The organism is Rhodoplanes elegans, from assembly GCF_016653355.1.
Classification (GTDB): domain Bacteria; phylum Pseudomonadota; class Alphaproteobacteria; order Rhizobiales; family Xanthobacteraceae; genus Rhodoplanes; species Rhodoplanes elegans.
This window is the reverse complement of the sequence record NZ_NHSK01000118.1, coordinates 1-19,585: the sequence shown is the minus strand read 5'-3', so window position 1 is coordinate 19,585 and position 19,585 is coordinate 1. Positions and strand designations below refer to the sequence as shown.

The 19,585-nt window shown below is 67.7% G+C and carries 18 protein-coding genes and 1 pseudogene; 10 read left to right on the top strand and 9 right to left on the bottom strand.

The genetic code is table 11. The annotated features are described in order from the left end of the window. Positions 1-101 precede the first annotated feature (101 nt). The gene (locus CCR97_RS15660) at positions 102-737 is read right to left on the bottom strand and encodes a hypothetical protein (RefSeq protein ID WP_146618732.1); all 636 of its coding nucleotides are present in this window, start codon (positions 735-737) and stop codon (positions 102-104) included. A 1,144-nt stretch (positions 738-1,881) separates the two neighbouring features. Next, complete coding sequence (dmeF, locus tag CCR97_RS15655) at positions 1,882-2,934, bottom strand: CDF family Co(II)/Ni(II) efflux transporter DmeF (RefSeq protein WP_111357032.1); 1,053 nt, start codon at positions 2,932-2,934, stop codon at positions 1,882-1,884. A 155-nt stretch (positions 2,935-3,089) separates the two neighbouring features. On the opposite strand from dmeF, the gene CCR97_RS15650 reads away from it, so the two are divergent. Further along, positions 3,090-4,196, top strand: a complete 1,107-nt coding sequence (locus CCR97_RS15650; protein WP_111357033.1) for a glycosyltransferase — start codon at positions 3,090-3,092, stop codon at positions 4,194-4,196. Positions 4,197-4,222: 26 nt separating this feature from the next. Here CCR97_RS15650 and dnaQ read toward each other — a convergent pair whose 3' ends face one another. The 4 genes from dnaQ to CCR97_RS15630 all read right to left on the bottom strand — a co-directional run bounded on the left by dnaQ (position 4,223) and on the right by CCR97_RS15630 (position 7,239). Continuing rightward, positions 4,223-4,954, bottom strand: a complete 732-nt coding sequence (gene dnaQ, locus CCR97_RS15645) for a DNA polymerase III subunit epsilon (RefSeq protein WP_111357043.1) — start codon at positions 4,952-4,954, stop codon at positions 4,223-4,225. A gap of 18 nt (positions 4,955-4,972) precedes the next feature. Then, complete coding sequence (gene coaE, locus CCR97_RS15640; protein WP_111357044.1) at positions 4,973-5,593, bottom strand: dephospho-CoA kinase; 621 nt, start codon at positions 5,591-5,593, stop codon at positions 4,973-4,975. Between the two features lie 46 nt (positions 5,594-5,639). Next, positions 5,640-6,245 (bottom strand): Maf family protein, encoded by a 606-nt coding sequence (locus tag CCR97_RS15635; protein WP_111357034.1) that lies wholly within the window; start codon positions 6,243-6,245, stop codon positions 5,640-5,642. 154 nt (positions 6,246-6,399) lie between these two features. Next, entirely contained in the window at positions 6,400-7,239 is an 840-nt protein-coding gene (locus tag CCR97_RS15630) for a pyruvate, water dikinase regulatory protein (protein WP_111357035.1), read from the bottom strand. A 392-nt stretch (positions 7,240-7,631) separates the two neighbouring features. On the opposite strand from CCR97_RS15630, the gene hemE reads away from it, so the two are divergent. The 4 genes from hemE to CCR97_RS15610 all read left to right on the top strand — a co-directional run bounded on the left by hemE (position 7,632) and on the right by CCR97_RS15610 (position 11,240). After that, on the top strand, positions 7,632-8,684 hold the full coding sequence (gene hemE / locus CCR97_RS15625) for a uroporphyrinogen decarboxylase (protein WP_111357036.1): 1,053 nt from the start codon (positions 7,632-7,634) through the stop codon (positions 8,682-8,684). Further along, complete coding sequence (locus CCR97_RS15620; protein ID WP_111357037.1) at positions 8,681-9,241, top strand: CopD family protein; 561 nt, start codon at positions 8,681-8,683, stop codon at positions 9,239-9,241. Before hemE ends, CCR97_RS15620 begins: the two co-directional genes overlap by 4 nt. 228 nt (positions 9,242-9,469) lie before the next feature. Further along, positions 9,470-10,735, top strand: coding sequence for a transcription termination factor Rho (gene rho / locus CCR97_RS15615; protein ID WP_111357038.1), 1,266 nt, complete (start codon positions 9,470-9,472; stop codon positions 10,733-10,735). A 4-nt stretch (positions 10,736-10,739) separates the two neighbouring features. Then, entirely contained in the window at positions 10,740-11,240 is a 501-nt protein-coding gene (locus tag CCR97_RS15610) for a GNAT family N-acetyltransferase (protein ID WP_111357039.1), read from the top strand. Positions 11,241-11,252: 12 nt separating this feature from the next. On the opposite strand, the gene CCR97_RS15605 is transcribed toward CCR97_RS15610, so the two are convergent. The 3 genes from CCR97_RS15605 to CCR97_RS15595 all read right to left on the bottom strand — a co-directional run bounded on the left by CCR97_RS15605 (position 11,253) and on the right by CCR97_RS15595 (position 14,098). Next, on the bottom strand, positions 11,253-13,373 hold the full coding sequence (locus CCR97_RS15605) for a thioredoxin domain-containing protein (protein ID WP_244670478.1): 2,121 nt from the start codon (positions 13,371-13,373) through the stop codon (positions 11,253-11,255). An 88-nt stretch (positions 13,374-13,461) separates the two neighbouring features. Next, positions 13,462-13,872: a type II toxin-antitoxin system VapC family toxin gene (locus CCR97_RS15600; protein WP_111357041.1), complete on the bottom strand. Its 411-nt coding sequence runs from the start codon at positions 13,870-13,872 to the stop codon at positions 13,462-13,464. Then, positions 13,850-14,098 (bottom strand): ribbon-helix-helix domain-containing protein, encoded by a 249-nt coding sequence (locus CCR97_RS15595; RefSeq protein WP_146618733.1) that lies wholly within the window; start codon positions 14,096-14,098, stop codon positions 13,850-13,852. Before CCR97_RS15595 ends, CCR97_RS15600 begins: the two co-directional genes overlap by 23 nt. Before the next feature lie 130 nt (positions 14,099-14,228). Here CCR97_RS15595 and mnmE point away from each other — a divergent pair, with 130 nt between their 5' ends. The 5 genes and pseudogenes from mnmE to CCR97_RS32540 all read left to right on the top strand — a co-directional run. After that, positions 14,229-15,569: a tRNA uridine-5-carboxymethylaminomethyl(34) synthesis GTPase MnmE gene (gene mnmE, locus CCR97_RS15590; protein WP_201159630.1), complete on the top strand. Its 1,341-nt coding sequence runs from the start codon at positions 14,229-14,231 to the stop codon at positions 15,567-15,569. Between the two features lie 84 nt (positions 15,570-15,653). Beyond that, complete coding sequence (gene mnmG, locus CCR97_RS15585) at positions 15,654-17,531, top strand: tRNA uridine-5-carboxymethylaminomethyl(34) synthesis enzyme MnmG (RefSeq protein ID WP_111359627.1); 1,878 nt, start codon at positions 15,654-15,656, stop codon at positions 17,529-17,531. Between the two features lie 299 nt (positions 17,532-17,830). After that, positions 17,831-18,496, top strand: a complete 666-nt coding sequence (gene rsmG / locus CCR97_RS15580) for a 16S rRNA (guanine(527)-N(7))-methyltransferase RsmG (RefSeq protein WP_111359626.1) — start codon at positions 17,831-17,833, stop codon at positions 18,494-18,496. A gap of 78 nt (positions 18,497-18,574) precedes the next feature. After that, entirely contained in the window at positions 18,575-19,435 is an 861-nt protein-coding gene (locus tag CCR97_RS15575; protein ID WP_274611527.1) for a ParA family protein, read from the top strand. Between the two features lie 55 nt (positions 19,436-19,490). After that, a pseudogene (locus CCR97_RS32540) lies at positions 19,491-19,585 on the top strand (ParB/RepB/Spo0J family partition protein); the annotation flags it as partial.

The following is a 19,585-nucleotide window of genomic DNA, read 5'->3' as shown; positions in this document are numbered from 1 at the left end:
TTCTTCGACGCCGCCGCCAGCCGCCGCAGATCGGCCGCCGAGAAATCCGTCCGCAGAGCAACCGCTGTCGCCATGGCGCGAATCCTCCCGCGCCGAGCGAATCACATCCGCCCGCTCCCCGGAATCCCCAGCGAGTCAGTCACAGAGGCCTTTGGTATAAGGTGTGTGCCCGCGTGCTTGAATCGCTCATTGAGTTCGTTGACCGCGTCATTGAAGCTTTGGTTCATCAGATCGATCGAGGCCTTCGCCCTGTCCAAGCAGCTCATAGACGTCACAAACCCTTTTCGCAGTGCCCGCTCATCATTTTTGACGGCCTCCGCCATCGTCTGATGGCTTTTAAAACCAATTGTTCCCTCATGCATCCGAAAGCCGATTTCAACTAAACTAAGTCGCTCTTTGATATGTTGATCGGCAGCAATCGACCCATCAAAGTTCAGTAGCATCCACCGCTCGCACACTGAATGCATGCTATAAGTGCCTGATGCCCATGTCTTTTGGGGCGTCCAATAGCCCCACGTCTTTGGTGAGAGTTCTTGCAGGCCCAGCTCTCTGGCAAGAAGGTTGTGCAGCGCTCCCCAGAACACCTTTCCTTCAAACGACTCCTTGCCATTTATATAGTACGGTTGAATTTGGGTAACTAATTGAAACGTTTGGACAAGTAGTCGACGTGACGGCTCTTCAAAGGCCTTCCACAAGGGCAAGGTGCCATAACGGCGGGCAAAAATATCGGTCAACATTCCCGTGCTCCGCGCGCCAGCTCGGCTTCTTGTCATGACAGTGGTAAAATCCGGAACTCGCACTCGGGGTGTCAACAGCGGAGTCAGCGATTGAGATCAGCAAGCGACCTGTGGAGCGACCTGTGGAGAAGGTGCGCGACGCGCTCGCCGCGGTCGCCGCCGCGGCTCGCCAGCTGGCCAGGGTTAGGCACCAGCGAGCGGATATCTTCCGGGAGGCGGACACCTAATGCTTCATCTGTTCCGTCTTCACTGATCTAATCTCAGCAAGAGGGATGAATTGAACTGATCTATCCGAATATACAATGAACCCGCTCGAAGACGTTCTTAGTATTTTGGCGTTTATAATTACACCGGACTTTGTTGATAAACTATACAATTCGCGCGTATCCTCCATTTGGATCCCGGCCATCACTATGCCAGATTGGAAAAACACAACAAAAAGCGAGCCAAATCCGATCAGATACCAGCCAAGCGGATCAACAATGGTGCCTTCTTGATGCGAGATCCAGAGGTGTCCTAGGCCCCCCGCAGATGCAAATAGAAACCCGATCAGTAATATGATGTCGAGCAACACGCTCGATCGAATCGGAGATGAGGTGAATATCAAGATTGGGAAAGTTAATAGGAAGCTAAGAACGGCAAACACCACTAAGTATTTACTGATTCCTGGAAATTTCGTAAATGAATTACTAGGATCAAGCCGAGTACGCAAGAAATTCATGATTAAAACAAGTAGTAAAACTACACTGAGAGACAACGCAAACGAATACACAAGATTATTGAAATCAATAACACCTAAGAAATGAAGTCCTATTTACCAGAAATAGCCAAGATTGAATATTGACAATGTGCTGAATGCAGCAAGCGCTAGTGCCGGGATCAACTTTGATATTCTATCTAACACAATTGGCCCGCCTGCGGTCATTCACGATCCATTAAGGATACAGCAACCGAAGCGCGATAAGAAGTGGCCACGTCAACCGAACTCAAATTTGGAGGGAAGCAGTCGCGGTCCTGCCCTAACGACCCGGCCCGGGGACCTTATCCGGACCTAATGGCGCCATCCCAAGTTAGGTCGCAGCCCTCGGAGCCCACGGCCGCAGGCACTTCTCGCGCGCTGCGCGCGAGCCGCTCTACGTGCGCATCAGGCGGCCGCGCTGAGGCGGCGCACCGTGTCGCCGGCGTCGTGGTCGTGCGCGTCGCAGCCGTGCACCTCGATCGTCACATGCGACAGGGCCGACAGGTCCGCGAGGCGCGCCTTGTAGGCCTCCGGCGGCTGCGGGTCGTCGCTGACGATCGCGGCGATCACGGCCAGATGGCCCGGGCCGACGCGCCAGACGTGCAGATCGCTGACGCGATCGCTGCCGACCTCGAGCTTGTCACGGACGGTCTTCACCAGGCGGGCGTCCGGCACCCGGTCGACCAGCACGCCGCCGGCGGCGCGCAAGAGGCCGACCGACCACTGCGTGATCAGCACGGCGCCGACGATCCCCATCAGCGGGTCCATCACGGTCCATCCGAGATAGCGCGCGGCGAGCAGCGCCACCACGGCCAACACCGAGGTCAGCGCGTCGGCCAGAACGTGGAAATACGCGGCGCGCAGATTGTTGTCGGTGTCGTGCGGGTGATCGTGATCATGACTTTCGTCGTGATGATCGTGATCATCATGATGGTCGTCGTCATGATCATGATCGTCGTGCGCGGCGTGGCCGGCAAACCCGTGATCGTGATGATGATGGTGCGGGTCGAACAGCAGCCAGGCGCTGACGAGATTGACGGCGAGGCCGACCACGGCGAGTGCGATCGCCTGGCCGAAGGCGATCTCGACCGGCGTGATCAGCCGCTCGACCGACTCCCACGCGACCAGCAGCGCGACGATCGCCATCACCACGGCGCTGGCGAATCCGGCGAGCTCGCCGATCTTGCCGGTGCCGAACGTGTAGGCGGGATTTTGCGCGTTCCGGCGCGCCATCCGGTAGGCCAAGGCCGCAATCGCCAGCGCCCCGGCATGCGTCGCCATGTGCCAGCCGTCCGCCACCACGGCCATCGAGCCGAACAGCGTGCCGCCGACGATCTCGGCCACCATCATGGTGCCGGTCAGCGCCACCACGGCCCAGGTCCGCCGCTCGTTGGCGTCGTGGCCCTTGCCGAGAAAGACGTGATCGTGCTGCCAGGCCTCCAACGAACGGGTGTGCATGGTCGAATCCGGGATTTTTCCGAGCCCGACGCGACTTTGGGGGCGCGGCCGGCCGCACGCAAGATGCGGGCTCGCTTCAACGCGACGCTCGCCTGCGCTATGACGGCGCGAACCGGGGCGAAGCCCCTCCTCCCCGAGAGAGTGCTGGCCGACCCATGGCCGAGATCATCATCGCCGACACGACGCGGCAATACGACGGCACGCATCTGGAGACGCAGCCGCTCGGCGGGACCGAGTCGTCGGTCATCCGGCTGGCGCGCGAGCTGGCGCGCCGCCGTCACGCCGTGACCGTCTACACCAACTGCACGACGCCCGTGGAGGACCACGGCGTGATGTGGCGGCCGATCGCCGGCGCCCGGCCGGAGACCTGCGACCTCTACGTCGCCTGCCAGCATCCGCGCCTCCTGCGCTTCGTGAAGCGGCCGAAGCGACGCGCCATCTGGGTGCTGTGGCAGCCGAACCACCTCAAGCACTACAAGCAGATCGGCCGCGTCTGGTGGTACCGGCCCGTGCCGGTGCTGCAGAGCCTGCACCAGGTGACCATCTACTCGCCCTTCCTGCCGCGGCGCGATCCGCAGATCCTGATCCCGCTCGGCCTGCCCGAGGACGTGCGTGGCCACGCCCCGCTCAAAGCGCCGCCGCCGCGCCGCGCCATCTTCGCCTCCAATCCGCAGCGCAACCTCGGGCGCCTCGTCGAGATCTGGGCCGACAAGGTGCTGCCGCGCGTGCCCGACGCGGTGCTGGACGTCTACGGCGTCCACGACATTCCGCCCGGCACGAATGCCTGGGACGTGTGGTCCGGCACGCTGCTGCCGGCGAACCAGCCGGCGCATGTGCGCGCCTCGGTCGTCGTGCATCCGAGCGCGACCCGCGAGGGCCTGATCGAGGCGATGCGCGGATCGCGCGTGCTCGTCTACCTGTCCCACAAGGTGGAGGCCTTCTGCCTGGCCGTCGCCGAGGCGCAGGCGCTCGGCGTGCCGGCCGTGGTGGCGCCGGTCGCCGCCGTGCCGGAGCGCGTGCTCGACGGGATCACGGGCTTCCACGAGGCCGACCCGGACCGCTTCGCCGAGCGCACCGTCGCCCTGCTCACCGACGACGCGCTGTGGCGGCGCCAGCACGAGGCGGCGATCCGCCACCAGCAGGGCATCTCGTGGTCCGAATATGCCGGCCGCTTCGAGGCCGCGCTGCTCGCCGACCGCTTCCCGATCACCCGCTCGGTGCTCGCCTTGCCGCCGGACGACAGCGACCGGATGCCCGGCTGATCGCCCTGCCGACGCCGCGCCGCGCCTCACCCGGCGGCGCGGGTCTCCTCGGCCACCGGCTCGGGGGCCGGCAGATAGTCCTTCCAGATCGCCTGGTCGCCGAGCGTGCCGACGAAGGCGCGGTGGGCCGCGAGCTCGGCGGCGTCGAGGCGCGGGGCGAGCGGGGTCGGGCGGACCCGGACCGCCCGCACCGTCTCGCCGACCTCCATCGCGACGGTGTCGGCGCTGACCAGATCGAGCGAGACCTGCCGGGCCTCGATCAGCTCGAGATAGACCTCGGCCAGGAGCTCGGAATCGAGCAGCGCGCCGTGCTTGACGCGGCGCGACGTGTCGATGCGGTAGCGGGCGCAAAGGTCGTCGAGCTTGTTCGAGGCGCCGGGGAATTTTCGGCGGGCGAGCTGCAGCGTGTCGACGATGCGGGTGCGCGGCAGGGCCGGGATGCCGCAGCGGTCCAGCTCGGCATTGATGAAGCCGAGATCGAACATCCCGTTGTGGGCGATCATCGGGGCATCGCCGATGAAGGCGACGAACTCCGCGACGATGTCGGCGAACAGCGGCTTGTCGGCGAGGAACTCGGCCGACAGCCCGTGCACGGCGAACGCCTCGGCCGGCATGTCGCGCTGCGGGTTGATGTATTTGTGGAAGGTCCGGCCGGACGGCAGGCGGTCGACCAGCTCGATGCAGCCGATCTCGACCAGCCGGTCACCCTTCAACGGGTCGAGGCCGGTGGTCTCGGTGTCGAACACGATCTCGCGAATGGACATCTGGCCTCGCGCTCAGGGCGTCGTCTGGTCGGACGGCCGCGATCGCGGCGCCCGAGTCGGCAGTGCGGCCAGAATGGCACGGACCTGGGCGCGGGCGGAATCGAAGCCGCCGGAGCTGTCCACGATAAAATCCGCGCGCCGGCGCTTCTCGGCATCCGGCAATTGCTTGGCGAGAATCGCCGAAAACTTCTCCGGCGTCATGCCGGGCCGGCGCAGCACGCGGGCGCGCTGGAGATCGGCCGGCGCCGAGACGACGACGACATGGTCGACGCGGGCGTCACCGCCGGTCTCGAACAGCAGCGGGATGTCGAGCACGGCGACGGGCGCCCCGGCGGCCCGCGCGGCGGCGAGGAACGCCTCCTCCTCGCGGCGGACCAGAGGATGGACGATCGCCTCCAGCGCCTTCAGCGCGGCGGGATCGTTCAGCACGCGCGCCGCGAGCCTGGGGCGATCGATTCGGCCGTCGACCGTGACACCCGGAAAGGCGGCCTCGACCGGCGCGACCGCGTCGCCTTCGTAGAGGCGGTGGACCGCGGCGTCGGCGTCGTGCACGGGCACGCCCGCCTCGGAGAACAACCGGGCCGTCACCGACTTGCCCATGCCCACCGATCCGGTGAGCCCGATGATTCGCATCGTCGCGGTCATCGTCACCCTCATGGCTGCCGCATCCGGCACCGCCTCATCCGGCCAGGCAGCCCTCGCGGCGCAGGAAGGCGAGCAGCGGGAACAGCGGCAGGCCCAGGATGGTGAAATGGTCGCCGTCGATCCGCTCGAACAGATGAATCCCGAGCCCTTCGAGCTGATAGGCCCCGACACTGGTCGTCACCGCGTCGCCGGCCGTGTCCAGATAGGCGTCGAGAAACCGGTCGGTGAGCCGCCGCATGGTGAGGCGGGCGGTCTCGACATGGCTGAAGATCACCCGCCCGTCCTTGGCGACCGCGACGGCGGAGTGGAGCGCGTGGGTCTGGCCGCCCAGCGCCTTGAGCTGCTCGCGCGCCGCGGCGCGGTTCTCCGGCTTGTTGAAGCGGCGGTCGCCGAGCGCCAGGGTCTGGTCGGCGCCGATCACGTAGTGGCCGGGGAAGCGGGCGACGGCGACGCGGGCCTTCTCGCGCGCCAGCAGGAGCGCCGCCTGGTCGGGCGCCACCGGCCCGCCGCGGGTCTCGACGGCACGCTCGTCGATGTCGGCCTCGCCGACCTCGAGCGGAAAGCCGGCGGCCGCCAGCATGGCGCGGCGCACCGCGCTCTTCGAGGCGATCACCAGCGGGGTCGGGGCGAGCCAGAGCATCACGTCTTCCGCATCGAAGGAGCCCGGTCATTCCGGGACGGCGTGAAACGCCGGACCCGGACTCCAGCCGAGAGGCTCTGAAATGGTCGCTGGATTCCGGGTTCGCGGCTTCGCCGCGCCCCGGAATGACGACACGTGGTCATTGGAACACCGCCTACTCGCCGCCCAGCTGGCGGCGGCGCTCGGCCAAGAGCGCCATCACGGCGGCCGCCGTCTCCTCGATCGAGCGGCGCGTCACGTCGATCAGCGGCCAGCCGTTGCGGGCGCACAGGCGGCGCGAATAGGTGATCTCGTCGGAGACCGCGTCCTGGTCGATATACTGGTCGTCCTCCTGATGGGCCTTGAGGCCGAGCAGGCGGTTCTGGCGGATCGCGACGATCCGCTCCGGGCTCGCGAACAGTCCGACCACCAGCGGATGCTTGAGATCCTCGAGCCCGGGCGGCAGCGGCACGCCGGGCACCAGCGGGATGTTGGCGGTCTTCACGCCGCGATTGGCGAGATAGATCGAGGTCGGCGTCTTCGACGTGCGCGACACCCCGACCAGCACCACCTCGGCGCGCTCCAGGTCGTCGGCCATCTGCCCGTCGTCGTGCATCATCGTGTAGTTGAGCGCGTCGATCCGCTTGAAGTACTCGGCGTCGAGGGCGTGCTGGGCGCCGACCTTGGGGGTCGCCTCGGCGCCCAGATGGGACTCGAACAGCCGCAGCACCGGGCCGAGGATCGACAGGCAGGGCAGGCCGAGGTCCCGGCAGGTCGCCTCCAGCCGGTCGATCAGGGCGGCATCGAGCAGCGTGTAGAGGATGACGCCCGGCTCCTGCTCGATCTCGGCGAGCACATGGTCGAGCTGCTTGTTGGTGCGCACCGCCGGATAGACGTGCTCGACCGCCGACACCTGGGTGTACTGTGCGGTCGCGGCGCGCGCGACCGTGATCAGCGTCTCGCCGGTCGAGTCGGAGACGAGGTGCAGGTGGAAGAAGCTGGTCGGCTTGCTCATCGCGGTCCAGGGACGGCGTTCGGGACGACTGTGGACGGCTGGGGACAAACCCCCTCCGCCGTCACCGCCACGGGGTGGTGCGGCACGTCCCGGCCCGGCCCGGATCACATATTCACAAGACGGGAGAACGAGTCCCGGATTTATACGCCTTCAATGTGGAGAGCGGCAATGGTATCACCCCGGGACGGTCGACCCACGGCCCAAGTCCCTCTGCGACAAAGACTCCCGGCGTCCGGCCGCGGGGTTGCCTCCGGACCCGGAACGGTGGATGACGGTGTGGACGAGGGTGGATCCCGTGTGGACAGCCGAGTCGTGAGTCTTTTCCCGCCCCCAATAGACTCAACAATGAAGATTCACTTAATCTTTTGAATGAGCAGATGACCAGGCCCGACATGCCCAGCTCCGTCTCGACGACGATCCCGACCCGTAAAGTTCTCGACGTGTTGGCCGGCAAGCGGCAGGCGGTGCCTCCGGTCTGGATGATGCGTCAGGCCGGACGGTACCTGCCCGAGTACCGGGCGACGCGCGAGCAGGCGGGGAGCTTCCTCGACCTCTGCTACAATCCAACGCTCGCCGCCGAGGTGACGTTCCAGCCGATCCGACGCTTCGGGTTCGATGCGGCGATCCTGTTCTCCGACATCCTGGTGGTGCCGCACGCGCTCGGCCAGACGGTGCGGTTCACGGCCGGGGAGGGTCCGCAGCTCGAGCCGGTGGTGACGGCCGAGAACGTGTCTCGCTATGCCGGCGCCTTCGACAAGACCAAGCTCGCGGCCGTGTTCGAGGCCGTGGAGCTGATCCGAGCCGGGCTGCCGGCCGAGACGACGTTCCTGGGCTTTTGCGGCGCGCCGTGGACGGTCGCGACCTACATGGTGGCCGGCCAGGGCACCCCGGACCAGGGACCGGCGCGGCTGCTCGCCTATCGCGACCCGAAGACCATGCAGCGGCTGATCGACAGCCTGGTCGAGGCGTCGATCACCTATCTCACCGAGCAGTTCCGCTGCGGCGTCGACGCCGTGCAGCTGTTCGACACCTGGGGTGGCATCCTGCCGCCGGCCGAGTTCGACCGCTGGGTGATCGATCCGGCGAAGCGCATCATCGACGGGGTGCGGGCGCAGGTGCCAGGGGCCAAGATCATCGCGTTTCCGCGCGGCGCCGGCACCCAGCTCGAGCGCTTCGTCGACCGGGTGCCGGTGGACGCGGTCGGCCTCGACTGGACGATGGACCTGACCTTCGCGCGCGAGCGCATCCAGAGCCGGGTCGCCGTGCAGGGCAATCTCGACCCGCTGCTGCTGGTCGCCGGCGGCGACGCCCTCGATCGCGGCGTCGATGCCGTGATGGAAGCCTTCCGGGACGGCCCGTTCATCTTCAATCTCGGTCACGGCATCACGCCCGAGGCGTCGGTCGAGAACGTCGAGCGGATGCTGGCGCGGGTGCGTGGCCGTTGACCGACGGCGCCGGTCCGCAACGGGGCGAGCTCGCCTCGCCGGGCCGGCGGGTGCTTCGGGCCGTGATCGGGCTCCTGGTCCCGATCGCGGCCGCGGTCGGCCTGATCCTCGTGGTGCCGATCGACCTCTACGACTGGATGAAGGCGGCGCATCTCGTCACCGTGACGGCCTGGGTGGCCGGCATGCTGGCATTGCCGCCGCTGTTCGCCCTGCATGTCGGAGCGGGGCCCGGGCCGGCGGCCGACATGCTCGGGCTGATCGAGCACCGGATCATCCGGCATCTCGTCAATCCGGCCATGGTGCTGACCTGGGGATTCGGCGGCTGGCTGGTGTCGGAGGGCGGCTGGATCGCCAGCGGCTGGTTCCACGGCAAGCTCGCGCTCGTCATCGTGTTGTCGGCCGTGCACGGTAGCGTATCGGCCGAGACCCGTCGGCTGGCCCGGCCCGGGGGCCTGGAAAAGGCTCGCAGCCGGCGCGGATTCTACATGGTTCTCAACGTCGTGGGTGTCGTTTCGGCGGTCGGGACCGTGATCCTGGTGATTGTGAAGCCGTTCTGAACGGCAACCTGCACGTCCTTTCACCAGGCAACGCTCTTGCGTGCCTCGCCCTCTTTACCTATGTTGGCGCCATCTCCCCGAACGCAGGCAGATGCAATCGATCAAGGTCCCCCAGGGCCGAAGCGCAGCATCGGGGCCCAGAGGCCTAAGCCCGTCTGCCCAAAGACCTGCGACAACTCCCTTCCAGCGACGAGCGGAATTGACCCGCCGATCCACAGGACAACCCGCATGCGGGAAATGAAGCTTCAGGATCTCAAGTCGAAGAGTCCGACCGAATTGCTGGCGTTCGCCGACGAGCACGAGGTCGAGAACGCCTCGACCATGCGCAAGCAAGAGCTGATGTTCGCCATCCTCAAGCAGCTCGCGCAGAAGGACGTCGAGATCATTGGTGAAGGCGTCGTCGAGGTGCTGCAGGACGGCTTCGGCTTCCTGCGCTCCCCGGAGGCCAATTATCTGCCCGGCCCGGACGACATCTACGTCTCTCCCTCGCAGATCCGCCGCTTCGGCCTGCGCACCGGCGATACCATCGAAGGCCAGATCAGGAGCCCGAAGGAGGGCGAGCGCTACTTCGCGCTCCTCAAGGTCAACACGATCAACTTCGAGGACCCGGAGAAGGCGCGGCACAAGATCAACTTCGACAATCTGACGCCGCTCTATCCGGACGAGCGGCTCAAGATGGAGGTCGAGGATCCGACCCGGAAGGATCTGTCCGCCCGCGTCATCGACATCGTCGCGCCGATCGGCAAGGGCCAGCGCGCCCTGATCGTGTCGCCGCCGCGCACCGGCAAGACGGTGCTGCTCCAGAACATCGCGCACGCCATCACGGCGAACCATCCCGAGTGCTATCTGATCGTCCTCTTGATCGACGAGCGCCCGGAAGAAGTGACCGACATGCAGCGCTCGGTGAAGGGCGAGGTGATCTCCTCGACCTTCGACGAGCCGGCCTCGCGTCACGTCCAGGTCGCCGAGATGGTGATCGAGAAGGCCAAGCGCCTGGTCGAGCATCAGCGCGACGTGGTGATCCTGCTCGACTCGATCACCCGCCTCGGCCGCGCCTACAACACCGTGGTTCCGTCCTCCGGCAAGGTGCTGACCGGCGGCGTCGACGCCAACGCCCTGCAGCGGCCGAAGCGTTTCTTCGGCGCGGCCCGCAACATCGAGGAGGGCGGCTCGCTGACCATCATCGCGACCGCGCTGATCGAGACCGGCAGCCGCATGGACGAGGTGATCTTCGAAGAGTTCAAGGGCACCGGCAACTCGGAAATCATTCTCGACCGCAAGGTCGCCGACAAGCGCACCTTCCCGGCGATCGACATCACCCGCTCGGGCACCCGCAAGGAAGAGCTGCTCACCGAGAACCAGACGCTCAAGAAGATCTACGTCCTGCGCCGCATCCTCAATCCGATGGGCACCATGGACGCGATCGACTTCCTGCTCGACAAGCTGCGCAACACCAAGACCAACGGCGAGTTCTTCGATTCGATGAACACGTGAGGCGATGCGCGAGGTCCCGCAGCGGCTGGCAGTCGGTGAGGCGCGCTGGCCCGAGGACCGAGCGCTGGTGGAGCGTCTGTTCCGCGACTACGTCGCCTGGTCGGGCGACGCCTCCTCCCGCGAAACCCTCGAGCGCGAAGCGTCCCGGCTGCCGGGACGCTACGCCCGCCCGCACGGCTGCGTGCTGATCGCCCATGCCGGGCCGGACCCCGTCGGGGTCGCGGCCTATCGCCGGCGCCGCACCGGCGTCTGCGAGCTGACGCGGCTGTTCGTCCGTCCGGCGTTTCGGGGTCTGCACATCGCCGAGGAGCTGGTCGCCGGGCTGATCGAGACCGCCGCCGAGGCTGGCTACCGCGCCATGGTGCTCGAGGTCGGCGAGACGATGACCATCGCGCGCGACCTCTACGCCCGGTCTGGCTTCGTGCCGGACCGACGCGGGGCGCCGTCGCAGCCCGGGCTCGTGGTGCTCCGGCGAGAATTGGCCCGGACCCGAGCGCCGGCCTGAGCGGAGCCGAGGTCAGGCCCGGGAGCGTGACGTCTCCAGGACCGCGCGGAGGGCATCCGGCGTCAGCACCGGAAGCGAGCAGCGGCCGTCGAAGCACACGAAAGCGGCAGCACCCGCGACTGCGGCGATTTTCTCTTTTGCTGGATGATTTTCCGAAAGTCGGGCCCCGTCGCCGGCCCGACTCAGGATGCGCTCGGTGAACGGCACGCGCTGCGCTGCACCAACGAGTGCAGCATTGTGCGGGGTATCGCCGACCACGGCGATCTCCGCTGCGCGAAGACGCAGGTCGAGGGCGTTCAACAGCCCCATATGGCCGAACAGGTTGGCGGCGGCGACCGGCAGGAGTCCGGCGAACAGCCGGTCGGCCCGGTCCCGATAGGCATCGTCGCCGGTCAGCACGGCGAGCCGCACGAGGTTCTGGGCGGCGAGGCCGGTGTGGTTGGGGATCGCGTCGTCCTGAGTCGAGGCCGGGCGGACGACCAGCCCCTCGGCGTCGTCGGCCGTGAGGAAGTAGCCGCCGGTGTCCGGATCGGCGTGATGGTCTTCGAGGGCGGACTGCCAAGCGACGGCACTGTCTAGAAAAAATTGGTCGCCGGTGGACTCGTGCAGGGCCAGGGCGGCGCGGATCATCGTGGCGTGGTCCGAGGCGAGGCCGGGGAAGAGCAGCCGGCCATCCCGCCACGAATGGCCGAGCCGACCGTCCCGGGTCATCGACGTCGCTATGAAATCGAAGGCGCGCCGGGCGAGGGCGATCCATTCCGGCTCGTCCAGAAGCGCGCCGGCATTGGCGAGCGCCGCGATCATCAGGCCGTTCCAGTCGGCGAGGACCTTGTCGTCGAGGCCGGGCCGGACGCGGCGTTCACGCGCTTTTAACACACTTTGACGCAATGCAAAAAGTCGACGTTCGAGATCGCCGTCCAGCGGGCGCAAAGCAAAGTCGCGTCCGGTCCGGGCGCGGGCGTGGTCGTCGAGCAGCGCGAGCCGGTTGAGGATCGTGTGCCCTTCGAAGTTGCCCGCCGGGGTGACGTCGTAGACCCGAGCGAAAAGGTCGGCGTCCTCGGGACCGAGCACGGCCGCGATCTCGTCGGGTCGCCAGACGTAGAATTTGCCCTCTTCTCCTTCGGAATCGGCGTCGAGCGAGGCCGCGAAGGCGTTCTCCGGCGTCACCATCTCGCGCACCAGCCAGCCGACCGTCTCGGCGGCGCGCTGCCGGAAGAGGGGATGCCCGGTGCGGGCATGGGCGAGCGCCAGGAGCTCGAGGAGCTGGGCGTTGTCGTAGAGCATCTTCTCGAAATGCGGGACGAGCCAGCGGTCGTCGACCGAGTAGCGCGAGAAGCCTCCGCCGAGGTGATCGTAGATGCCGCCCTCGCACATCCGCTCGAGCGAAAGATTGACCAGATCGAAACACACATTGGTGCGCTGCAGTAAATCCTCGCCGGTGTCGACCCGCTGGCCGCCCCGCCACAACAGCTCGAGCAAGGCCGGCTGCGGGAACTTTGGTCCACCGCGAAGCCCGCCATTGCCGATGTCGATCAGCCCGGCGACCTGGCGGGCGACCTGATCGAGCTCCGCGACCCCGAGCGTCACGGCCGAATCCGCGCGGGCGCGCGCCGCGAGGCGTCCCATCAGGGCCTTGCGATTGTGGTCGATGCGCTCCGGCTCCTCCCGGAACAGCCGCGCAACCTCTTGCAACACATCGGGAAAGCCGGGCCGCCCATAGCGCGAGGCGGGCGGGAAATAGGTGCCGCCCCACACCGGCTCGCCGTCGGCGGTGAGGAACATGGTCAGGGGCCAGCCGCCCTGCTCACCGAGATGGTGTAACGCACCCATGTAGATCTGGTCGATGTCGGGCCGCTCCTCGCGGTCGACCTTGATGTTCACGAAGAGGTCGTTCATCAGCGCCGCGATCGACGGATTTTCGAAGCTCTCGTGCGCCATCACATGGCACCAGTGGCAGGCCGCGTAGCCGACCGAGAGGAGGATCGGCTTGCCGGTGCGCTTCGCCTCGGCCAGCGCCTCCGGACCCCACGGCCACCAGTCGACCGGATTGTGCCGGTGCTGCAGCAGATAGGGGCTGGTCTCGTGGGCGAGGCGGTTTTCACGCAACGCGGTGCGGTCGGCAGGGGTGTCCATCGGGGCTCCGGGGGTTTTCGCCATTGTGGAGGAGAACCACCGAGCCGGCGAGGGGTGCCGGCGCCGCGGGGAAGGCGGGATGCGCCCTTCAGGATGGGAGCAGACAGGGGATGGTTCGCCGGCCGAGACGCCGATAGATGCGAAAATCCGAGTCGGTGGTGAGCAACAGCGGATCGCCGACGATCTCGGTCATCCGAACCAGGCAAGCGTCAGCGAAGCTCATCGGGACGTCGGCGTATTTTTCGACGAGGCGGACGACCGGATCGGCATCGGGCTGAAAAGCGAAGTCCGCTACGAGGGCGCCGCGTCGAATCAGGGCGGAGAGGGCCTGATATCCCGGTCGCCCGAGAAGATGGAAGGCTTCGGACAGAACGGCCTCGCAGGTCGACCAGGGCGGCGGCGACCGTTCGGCTTGGCGGACCGCCCAGGGGTGGGCGGTGTCGCGCCGCGACAGCAGCGCGACGACGAAGCCGGCATCAACCAGAATGCTTGCGGCCATAGCCGGAGGCTTTCAGAGCGGCCTTCGTGTTCGAGCTGAGATCGGGCGGCAGCCCGTCGACGCTACCGACGAGGTCGGCGATGGCAACGTGTCCAGCCGGGGCCGCCTCTGGCCGCGCGGTCAGTCGCTCGCGGACCACATCGGACTTGGAGACGTTGCGAAGACGGGATTCGGTCTCGATCTCGCTGACGAGGGCGTCCGGAAGCCTTACGGTCAGGGTCTTCATGGATTGAGAGTAAGACGGTTGTGGCAAGGATGCAAGACAACGCCGGATCGGGTGTGCGGCGCGAGGTTCTGGCGGAGCATCCCGCTCCGCCGCTCCTCGCAGCCGCGCAAACGTCGGAGCAGGTCTCGGCATGACGGAGAGACGTGACACCATCTTCGCCCTCTCGTCCGGCCGACCGCCGGCGGCGATCGCCGTCGTGCGCGTCTCCGGGCCGCAGGCGGGTCCGGCGCTCGCGGCGCTGATCGGGCGGATCCCCAAGCCGCGGCATGCGACGCTCGCCACGCTACGGGAGCCCATCACCCGAGAGGCGATCGACCAGGCCGTGGTGCTGTGGTTTCCCGGGCCGGCGAGCGAGACCGGCGAGGATACGGCCGAGCTCCAGGTGCACGGCGGCCGCGCCGTGATCGCCGGCGTGCTGAAGGCCCTCGGCACCGTGCCGGGCTGCCGGATGGCGGAGGCCGGCGAGTTCACCCGCCGGGCGTTCCACAACGGCAAGCTCGACCTCACCCGGGTCGAGGGGCTCGCCGACCTGATCGCCGCCGACACCGATGCGCAGCGCCGTCAGGCGCTCAGCCATCTGAAAGGGCTGCTCGGCGACCGGGCGGAGGGATGGCGGCGCCGGCTGATCGAGGCACAGGCCCTGGTCGAAGCCGGCATCGACTTTTCTGACGAGGCCGACGTCCCGACCGAGCTCCTGGGGCCGGCGCTGGCGCAGGTGAGGCTTCTGCGCGACGAGATTGTTCGAGCCCTGACGGACGGGGGGCGGGGCGAGCGGCTGCGCGATGGCTTCGTCGTCGCCATCGCCGGGCCGCCCAATGCGGGCAAGTCGAGCCTCCTGAACCGGATCGTTCGGCGGGAAGCCGCGATCGTGTCGCCGATCCCGGGGACGACTCGGGACGTCGTCGAGGTGCATCTCGACCTCGGCGGCCAGCCCGTGACGCTGCTCGACACCGCCGGCCTGCGGGACACCGACGATCCGATCGAGCAGCAGGGCGTGCGGCGCGCCCGCGAACGGGCGGCGGCCGCCGATCTCGTCCTGTGGGTTCAGGACGCGCAAAGCGCTGCGGAATCCCCACCGGTAGATATTAGCGACCGCGCCTGGGCCGTATCCACCAAGGTGGACCTGGCCGGAGTCCGAGAGGCCACCGCGCCCGGGCTCGCCGGGCGGCAGTTCTTCACGTCGGCTGTGACGGGCGAGGGGCTGCCCGAACTGTTGGCCGCGCTCGCGGCCGAAGCCGAGGCGCGGGTCGGGGTCGGTGAGCCGGCCCTGGTGGTCCGGGCGCGGCATCGTGCGGCCCTGGAGGAAACGGTGGCGGCGCTCGACCGGGCGATGTCTCATCGCGACGGGGGCGAAGAGCTGGTCGCCGAGGATCTGCGCCTCGCGGCACGGTCGCTCGGCCGGCTGGTCGGCCGAGTCGACGTCGAGGACATCCTCGACGTCATCTTTCGTGATTTCTGCATCGGCAAGTGATAGATGCGCGGGGCGGCGCCGCATTTTGGGCGCCGGGTTTCGAGTGTTTCACGTGAAACACCGTCCTCAACCCCCGACGCGACCATGGAAACACGCTTCGACGTCATCGTGATCGGAGGCGGGCACGCCGGCTGCGAGGCGGCCGCGGCCGCCGCCCGCATGGGTGCCCGCACCGTCCTGGTGACGCACCGGTTCGCGACCATCGGGGCGATGTCGTGCAATCCGGCGATCGGCGGGCTCGGCAAGGGCCATCTGGTGCGCGAGATCGACGCTCTCGACGGGCTGATGGGCCGGGTCGCGGACCAGGGCGGCATCCAGTTCCGGGTTCTGAACCGCCGGAAAGGTCCGGCTGTGCGCGGCCCGCGCTGCCAGGCCGATCGCACCCTCTATGCCGCAGCCATGCAGGCCGCGATCCGGGCGACCACGAACCTCTCGGTGATCGAGGGGGAGGCCGACGATCTCCTGGTTCGCGACGGGCGGGCGACCGGCGTCCGCTTGGCCGACGGGCGGGAACTCGCCGCCGGAGCCGTCGTCGTCACCACGGGGACGTTCCTGCGCGGCCTCATCCATATCGGCGAACGCACCATCCCGGCCGGGCGCGTCGGCGAAGCGCCGGCGCTCGGGCTGTCGGGCGCGCTCGAACGGGCAGGGCTGATCCTTGGCCGCCTGAAGACCGGGACGCCGCCGCGCCTCGATGGCCGAACCATCGACTGGGCGGCGCTCGAGATGCAGCCCGGCGACGATCCGCCGGAGCCGTTTTCCGTGCTCACGGACCGGATCGTCACGCCGCAGATCGAGTGCGGCATCACCCGCACCGTCGATGCGACCCACGCCGTGATCCGGGCCAATGTCCATCGCTCGCCGATGTACTCCGGGCAGATCGCCAGCCGGGGTCCGCGCTATTGCCCCTCGATCGAGGACAAGATCGTCCGCTTCGGCGAGCGCGACGGGCACCAGATATTTCTGGAGCCCGAAGGGCTCGACACCGACACGGTCTATCCGAACGGCATCTCCACCTCGTTGCCCGAGGACGTCCAGGCCGCGCTGGTCGCGACCATTCCGGGGCTGGAGCGCGCCGTGATCACGCGGCCCGGCTACGCGATCGAGTACGACCACGTCGATCCGCGCGAGCTGACGCCGGCATTGGAGACGAGGCGGCTCTCGGGGTTGTTCCTCGCCGGCCAGATCAACGGCACCACGGGCTACGAGGAGGCGGCTGGGCAGGGGCTCGTCGCCGGGCTCAATGGTGCAGCGCGGGCCGGCGGCGGCGGCGAGATCGTGTTCGACCGGGCCGAAAGCTATCTCGGCGTGATGATCGACGACCTCGTCACCCGCGGCGTTTCCGAGCCGTACCGGATGTTCACGTCGCGGGCCGAATACCGGCTGACGCTGCGGGCCGACAATGCCGACCAGCGGCTCACCGACCGCGGGATCGCGCTCGGCTGTGTCGGGACGGAGCGGAGTGTGCGGCATCGTGCCAAGACGGCGGCGCTCGACGCGGCGCGCTCGCTCGCTCGGTCGCTGTCAGTGACCCCGATCGAGGCGGAACGCCAGGGACTGGCGTTGCGCAAGGACGGCCAGCGCCGCAGCGCCTTCGATCTCCTGTCCTACCCGGAGATCGGTCTCGCCGATGTCGCCCGCCTCTGGCCGGAGCTTCGCGTCCTCGGCCCGGCGATCGGGGAGCAGCTCGAGATCGATGCGAAATACGCCGTCTATCTCGATCGCCAGACCGCCGACATCGCGGCGTTCCGGCGCGACGAGGGTGTGACGATCCCGGCCGATCTCGACTATGCGGCCGTCACCAGCCTGTCGAACGAGGTGCGCGCGAAGCTCTCGGCCGCCCGTCCGGCGACGCTGGGTCAGGCCGGCCGCATCGACGGAGTCACGCCGGCGGCCCTGATGCTCCTCGCCGCGCATCTGCGGCGGCCGGGACGCGGCCGGGCCGGGACGGGGCAGGGGTAAGCAGGTTAGATGGGCGGCGCGCGGCAGAGACGAGAACTAGCCCCTCATGGTGAGGAGCGGCCGAAGGCCGCGTCTCGAACCATGTGGCCATCGGTGACTGCCGCGATCGCGCTCGGGGTGGAGGTGCCGTGGCCACATGGTTCGAGGCCCGCTTCGCGGGCACCTCACCATGAGGAGTTGGGTTGGGGCACGCGGGGGCTCTCCTCCGAAGATCCTTCATCCCGCCACTCCGAGGCGATCGACCGCAGGTCGAGCCTCGAAGGGCGCCGGTTCCGGCCTCGACTCTCGGGTCGGCAGCCATGAAGCCCGCCAAGACGCTCCCGGCCATCGATCTCGCCGATCGCGCCGCCGCCCTCGCGCTGACGCCCGTTTCACGTGAAACAGCGGCGCGGCTCGATCGCTTCGTCGAGATGCTGATCGCGCGACAGGCCATCATGAACCTGATGGCGCCGTCGACCATCCCGACGCTGTGGACCCGCCACGTCGCCGACTCGCTGCAGCTCCTGCCGCTGATCGGACCGGAGGCGCGGACCTTCGTCGATCTCGGCTCGGGCGGTGGATTCCCGGGCCTGGTGCTCGCCTGCGCGCTGGCCGACCGGGAGGGCGCCGCCTTTCATCTCGTCGAGGCGACACAGAAGAAGGCCGCGTTCCTGCGCGATGTCGCGGCGGACCTCGGGCTTCCGGTCACCGTCCATGCCGAGCGGATCGAGGACTTCAATCGAAAAAAACCGGTCGTCCCCGATATCACCACGGCGCGGGCGCTCGCGCCACTTCCGGTTTTGCTCGGCTACGTTTATCCTTTGTTGACCAAGACAGGGTGCGCCCTGCTCGCCAAGGGTCAAGATGTAGAGGCCGAATTGACCCAGGCATCTAGATCTTGGAAGATCACGGCCGATCTCGTTCCGAGCGTGACCAGCCCGGACGGTCGGATCGTCGTCGTCCGCGGCCTCGAGCGCGCCCGATGACCCGTCCGATGGACCCGCCCCGCTGCCGCCGCACGGCCCGTGCCGGCGCGCGACCGGTCCGAACCGAAAGCCACTGACATGTCCGACCAAGGTCCCGGCGACGTGATGCCGTTCCCGCATGCGGACGCGCCGCCGCGGCCGCGCGTGCTGGCCATCGCCAACCAGAAGGGCGGCGTCGGCAAGACGACCACGGCCATCAATCTCGGCACCGCGCTCGCCGCCACGGGCGAGGAGGTGCTGGTCATCGACCTCGATCCGCAGGGCAACGCCTCGACGGGCCTCGGCATCGACCACAAGAGCCGCGAGGTCTCGACCTACGACGTGCTGGCCGGCGGCGCGGGCCTGCGCGAGATCGTGCGGCAGACCGCGGTGCCGCGGCTCGCCATCGCGCCGTCGACGCTCGACCTCGCCGGCCTCGAGCTGGAGATCGGCCAGGAGCGCGACCGCTCGTTCCGGCTGCGCGAGGCGATCACGGCGCTCAACGCCGACCCGACCGAGCCGCCCTTCACCTATGTGCTGGTCGACTGCCCGCCGTCGCTCAACCTGCTCACCATCAACGCGATGGCGGCGGCCGACGCGATCCTGGTGCCGCTGCAGTGCGAGTTCTTCGCGCTCGAAGGCCTGTCGCAGCTCCTCAAGACGGTCGAGCAGGTGCGCTCGGCGCTCAACCCGGCGCTGACCATCCACGGCATCGTGCTGACCATGTACGACGCCCGCAACAATCTCTCCGGCCAGGTGGTCGAGGACGTGCGCGCCTTCATGGGCGAGAAGGTCTACGACACCGTGATCCCGCGCAACGTGCGAGTCTCGGAGGCGCCGTCCTACGGCAAGCCGGTGCTGGTCTACGATCTCAAATGCGCCGGCAGCGAGGCCTATCTGCGGCTCGCCACCGAGGTGATCCAGCGCGAGAAGGCGCTCGTCCGCCCGCTCGCCGGCTGAGCATTCGGGCGGTAATTTCACATACAAGGTATATCGAGTACCCCGGGAGACCAGAATGGCCGAAGACGCCCCGCGATCGCGACTGGGACGCGGGCTCGCCGCGCTGATCGGCGACGTCGAGCCGTCGCAGGCGGGCGCTCCCGCCGCGGC

Bases quoted from the DNA above. Each gene is read 5' to 3' on its own strand.
- CCR97_RS15595 (WP_146618733.1), bottom strand. From the start codon at position 14,098: ATGAAGACCCTGACCGTAAGGCTTCCGGACGCCCTCGTCAGCGAGATC.
- CCR97_RS15605 (WP_244670478.1), bottom strand. From the start codon at position 13,373: ATGGACACCCCTGCCGACCGCACCGCGTTGCGTGAAAACCGCCTCGCC.
- mnmG (WP_111359627.1), top strand. From the start codon at position 15,654: ATGGAAACACGCTTCGACGTCATCGTGATCGGAGGCGGGCACGCCGGC.
- CCR97_RS15600 (WP_111357041.1), bottom strand. From the start codon at position 13,872: ATGGCCGCAAGCATTCTGGTTGATGCCGGCTTCGTCGTCGCGCTGCTG.
- CCR97_RS15635 (WP_111357034.1), bottom strand. From the start codon at position 6,245: ATGCTCTGGCTCGCCCCGACCCCGCTGGTGATCGCCTCGAAGAGCGCG.
- mnmE (WP_201159630.1), top strand. From the start codon at position 14,229: ATGACGGAGAGACGTGACACCATCTTCGCCCTCTCGTCCGGCCGACCG.
- coaE (WP_111357044.1), bottom strand. From the start codon at position 5,593: ATGCGAATCATCGGGCTCACCGGATCGGTGGGCATGGGCAAGTCGGTG.
- CCR97_RS15630 (WP_111357035.1), bottom strand. From the start codon at position 7,239: ATGAGCAAGCCGACCAGCTTCTTCCACCTGCACCTCGTCTCCGACTCG.
- CCR97_RS15660 (WP_146618732.1), bottom strand. From the start codon at position 737: ATGTTGACCGATATTTTTGCCCGCCGTTATGGCACCTTGCCCTTGTGG.
- hemE (WP_111357036.1), top strand. From the start codon at position 7,632: ATGCCCAGCTCCGTCTCGACGACGATCCCGACCCGTAAAGTTCTCGAC.
- dmeF (WP_111357032.1), bottom strand. From the start codon at position 2,934: ATGCACACCCGTTCGTTGGAGGCCTGGCAGCACGATCACGTCTTTCTC.
- rsmG (WP_111359626.1), top strand. From the start codon at position 17,831: ATGAAGCCCGCCAAGACGCTCCCGGCCATCGATCTCGCCGATCGCGCC.
- rho (WP_111357038.1), top strand. From the start codon at position 9,470: ATGCGGGAAATGAAGCTTCAGGATCTCAAGTCGAAGAGTCCGACCGAA.
- CCR97_RS15610 (WP_111357039.1), top strand. From the start codon at position 10,740: ATGCGCGAGGTCCCGCAGCGGCTGGCAGTCGGTGAGGCGCGCTGGCCC.
- CCR97_RS15575 (WP_274611527.1), top strand. From the start codon at position 18,575: ATGTCCGACCAAGGTCCCGGCGACGTGATGCCGTTCCCGCATGCGGAC.
- CCR97_RS15650 (WP_111357033.1), top strand. From the start codon at position 3,090: ATGGCCGAGATCATCATCGCCGACACGACGCGGCAATACGACGGCACG.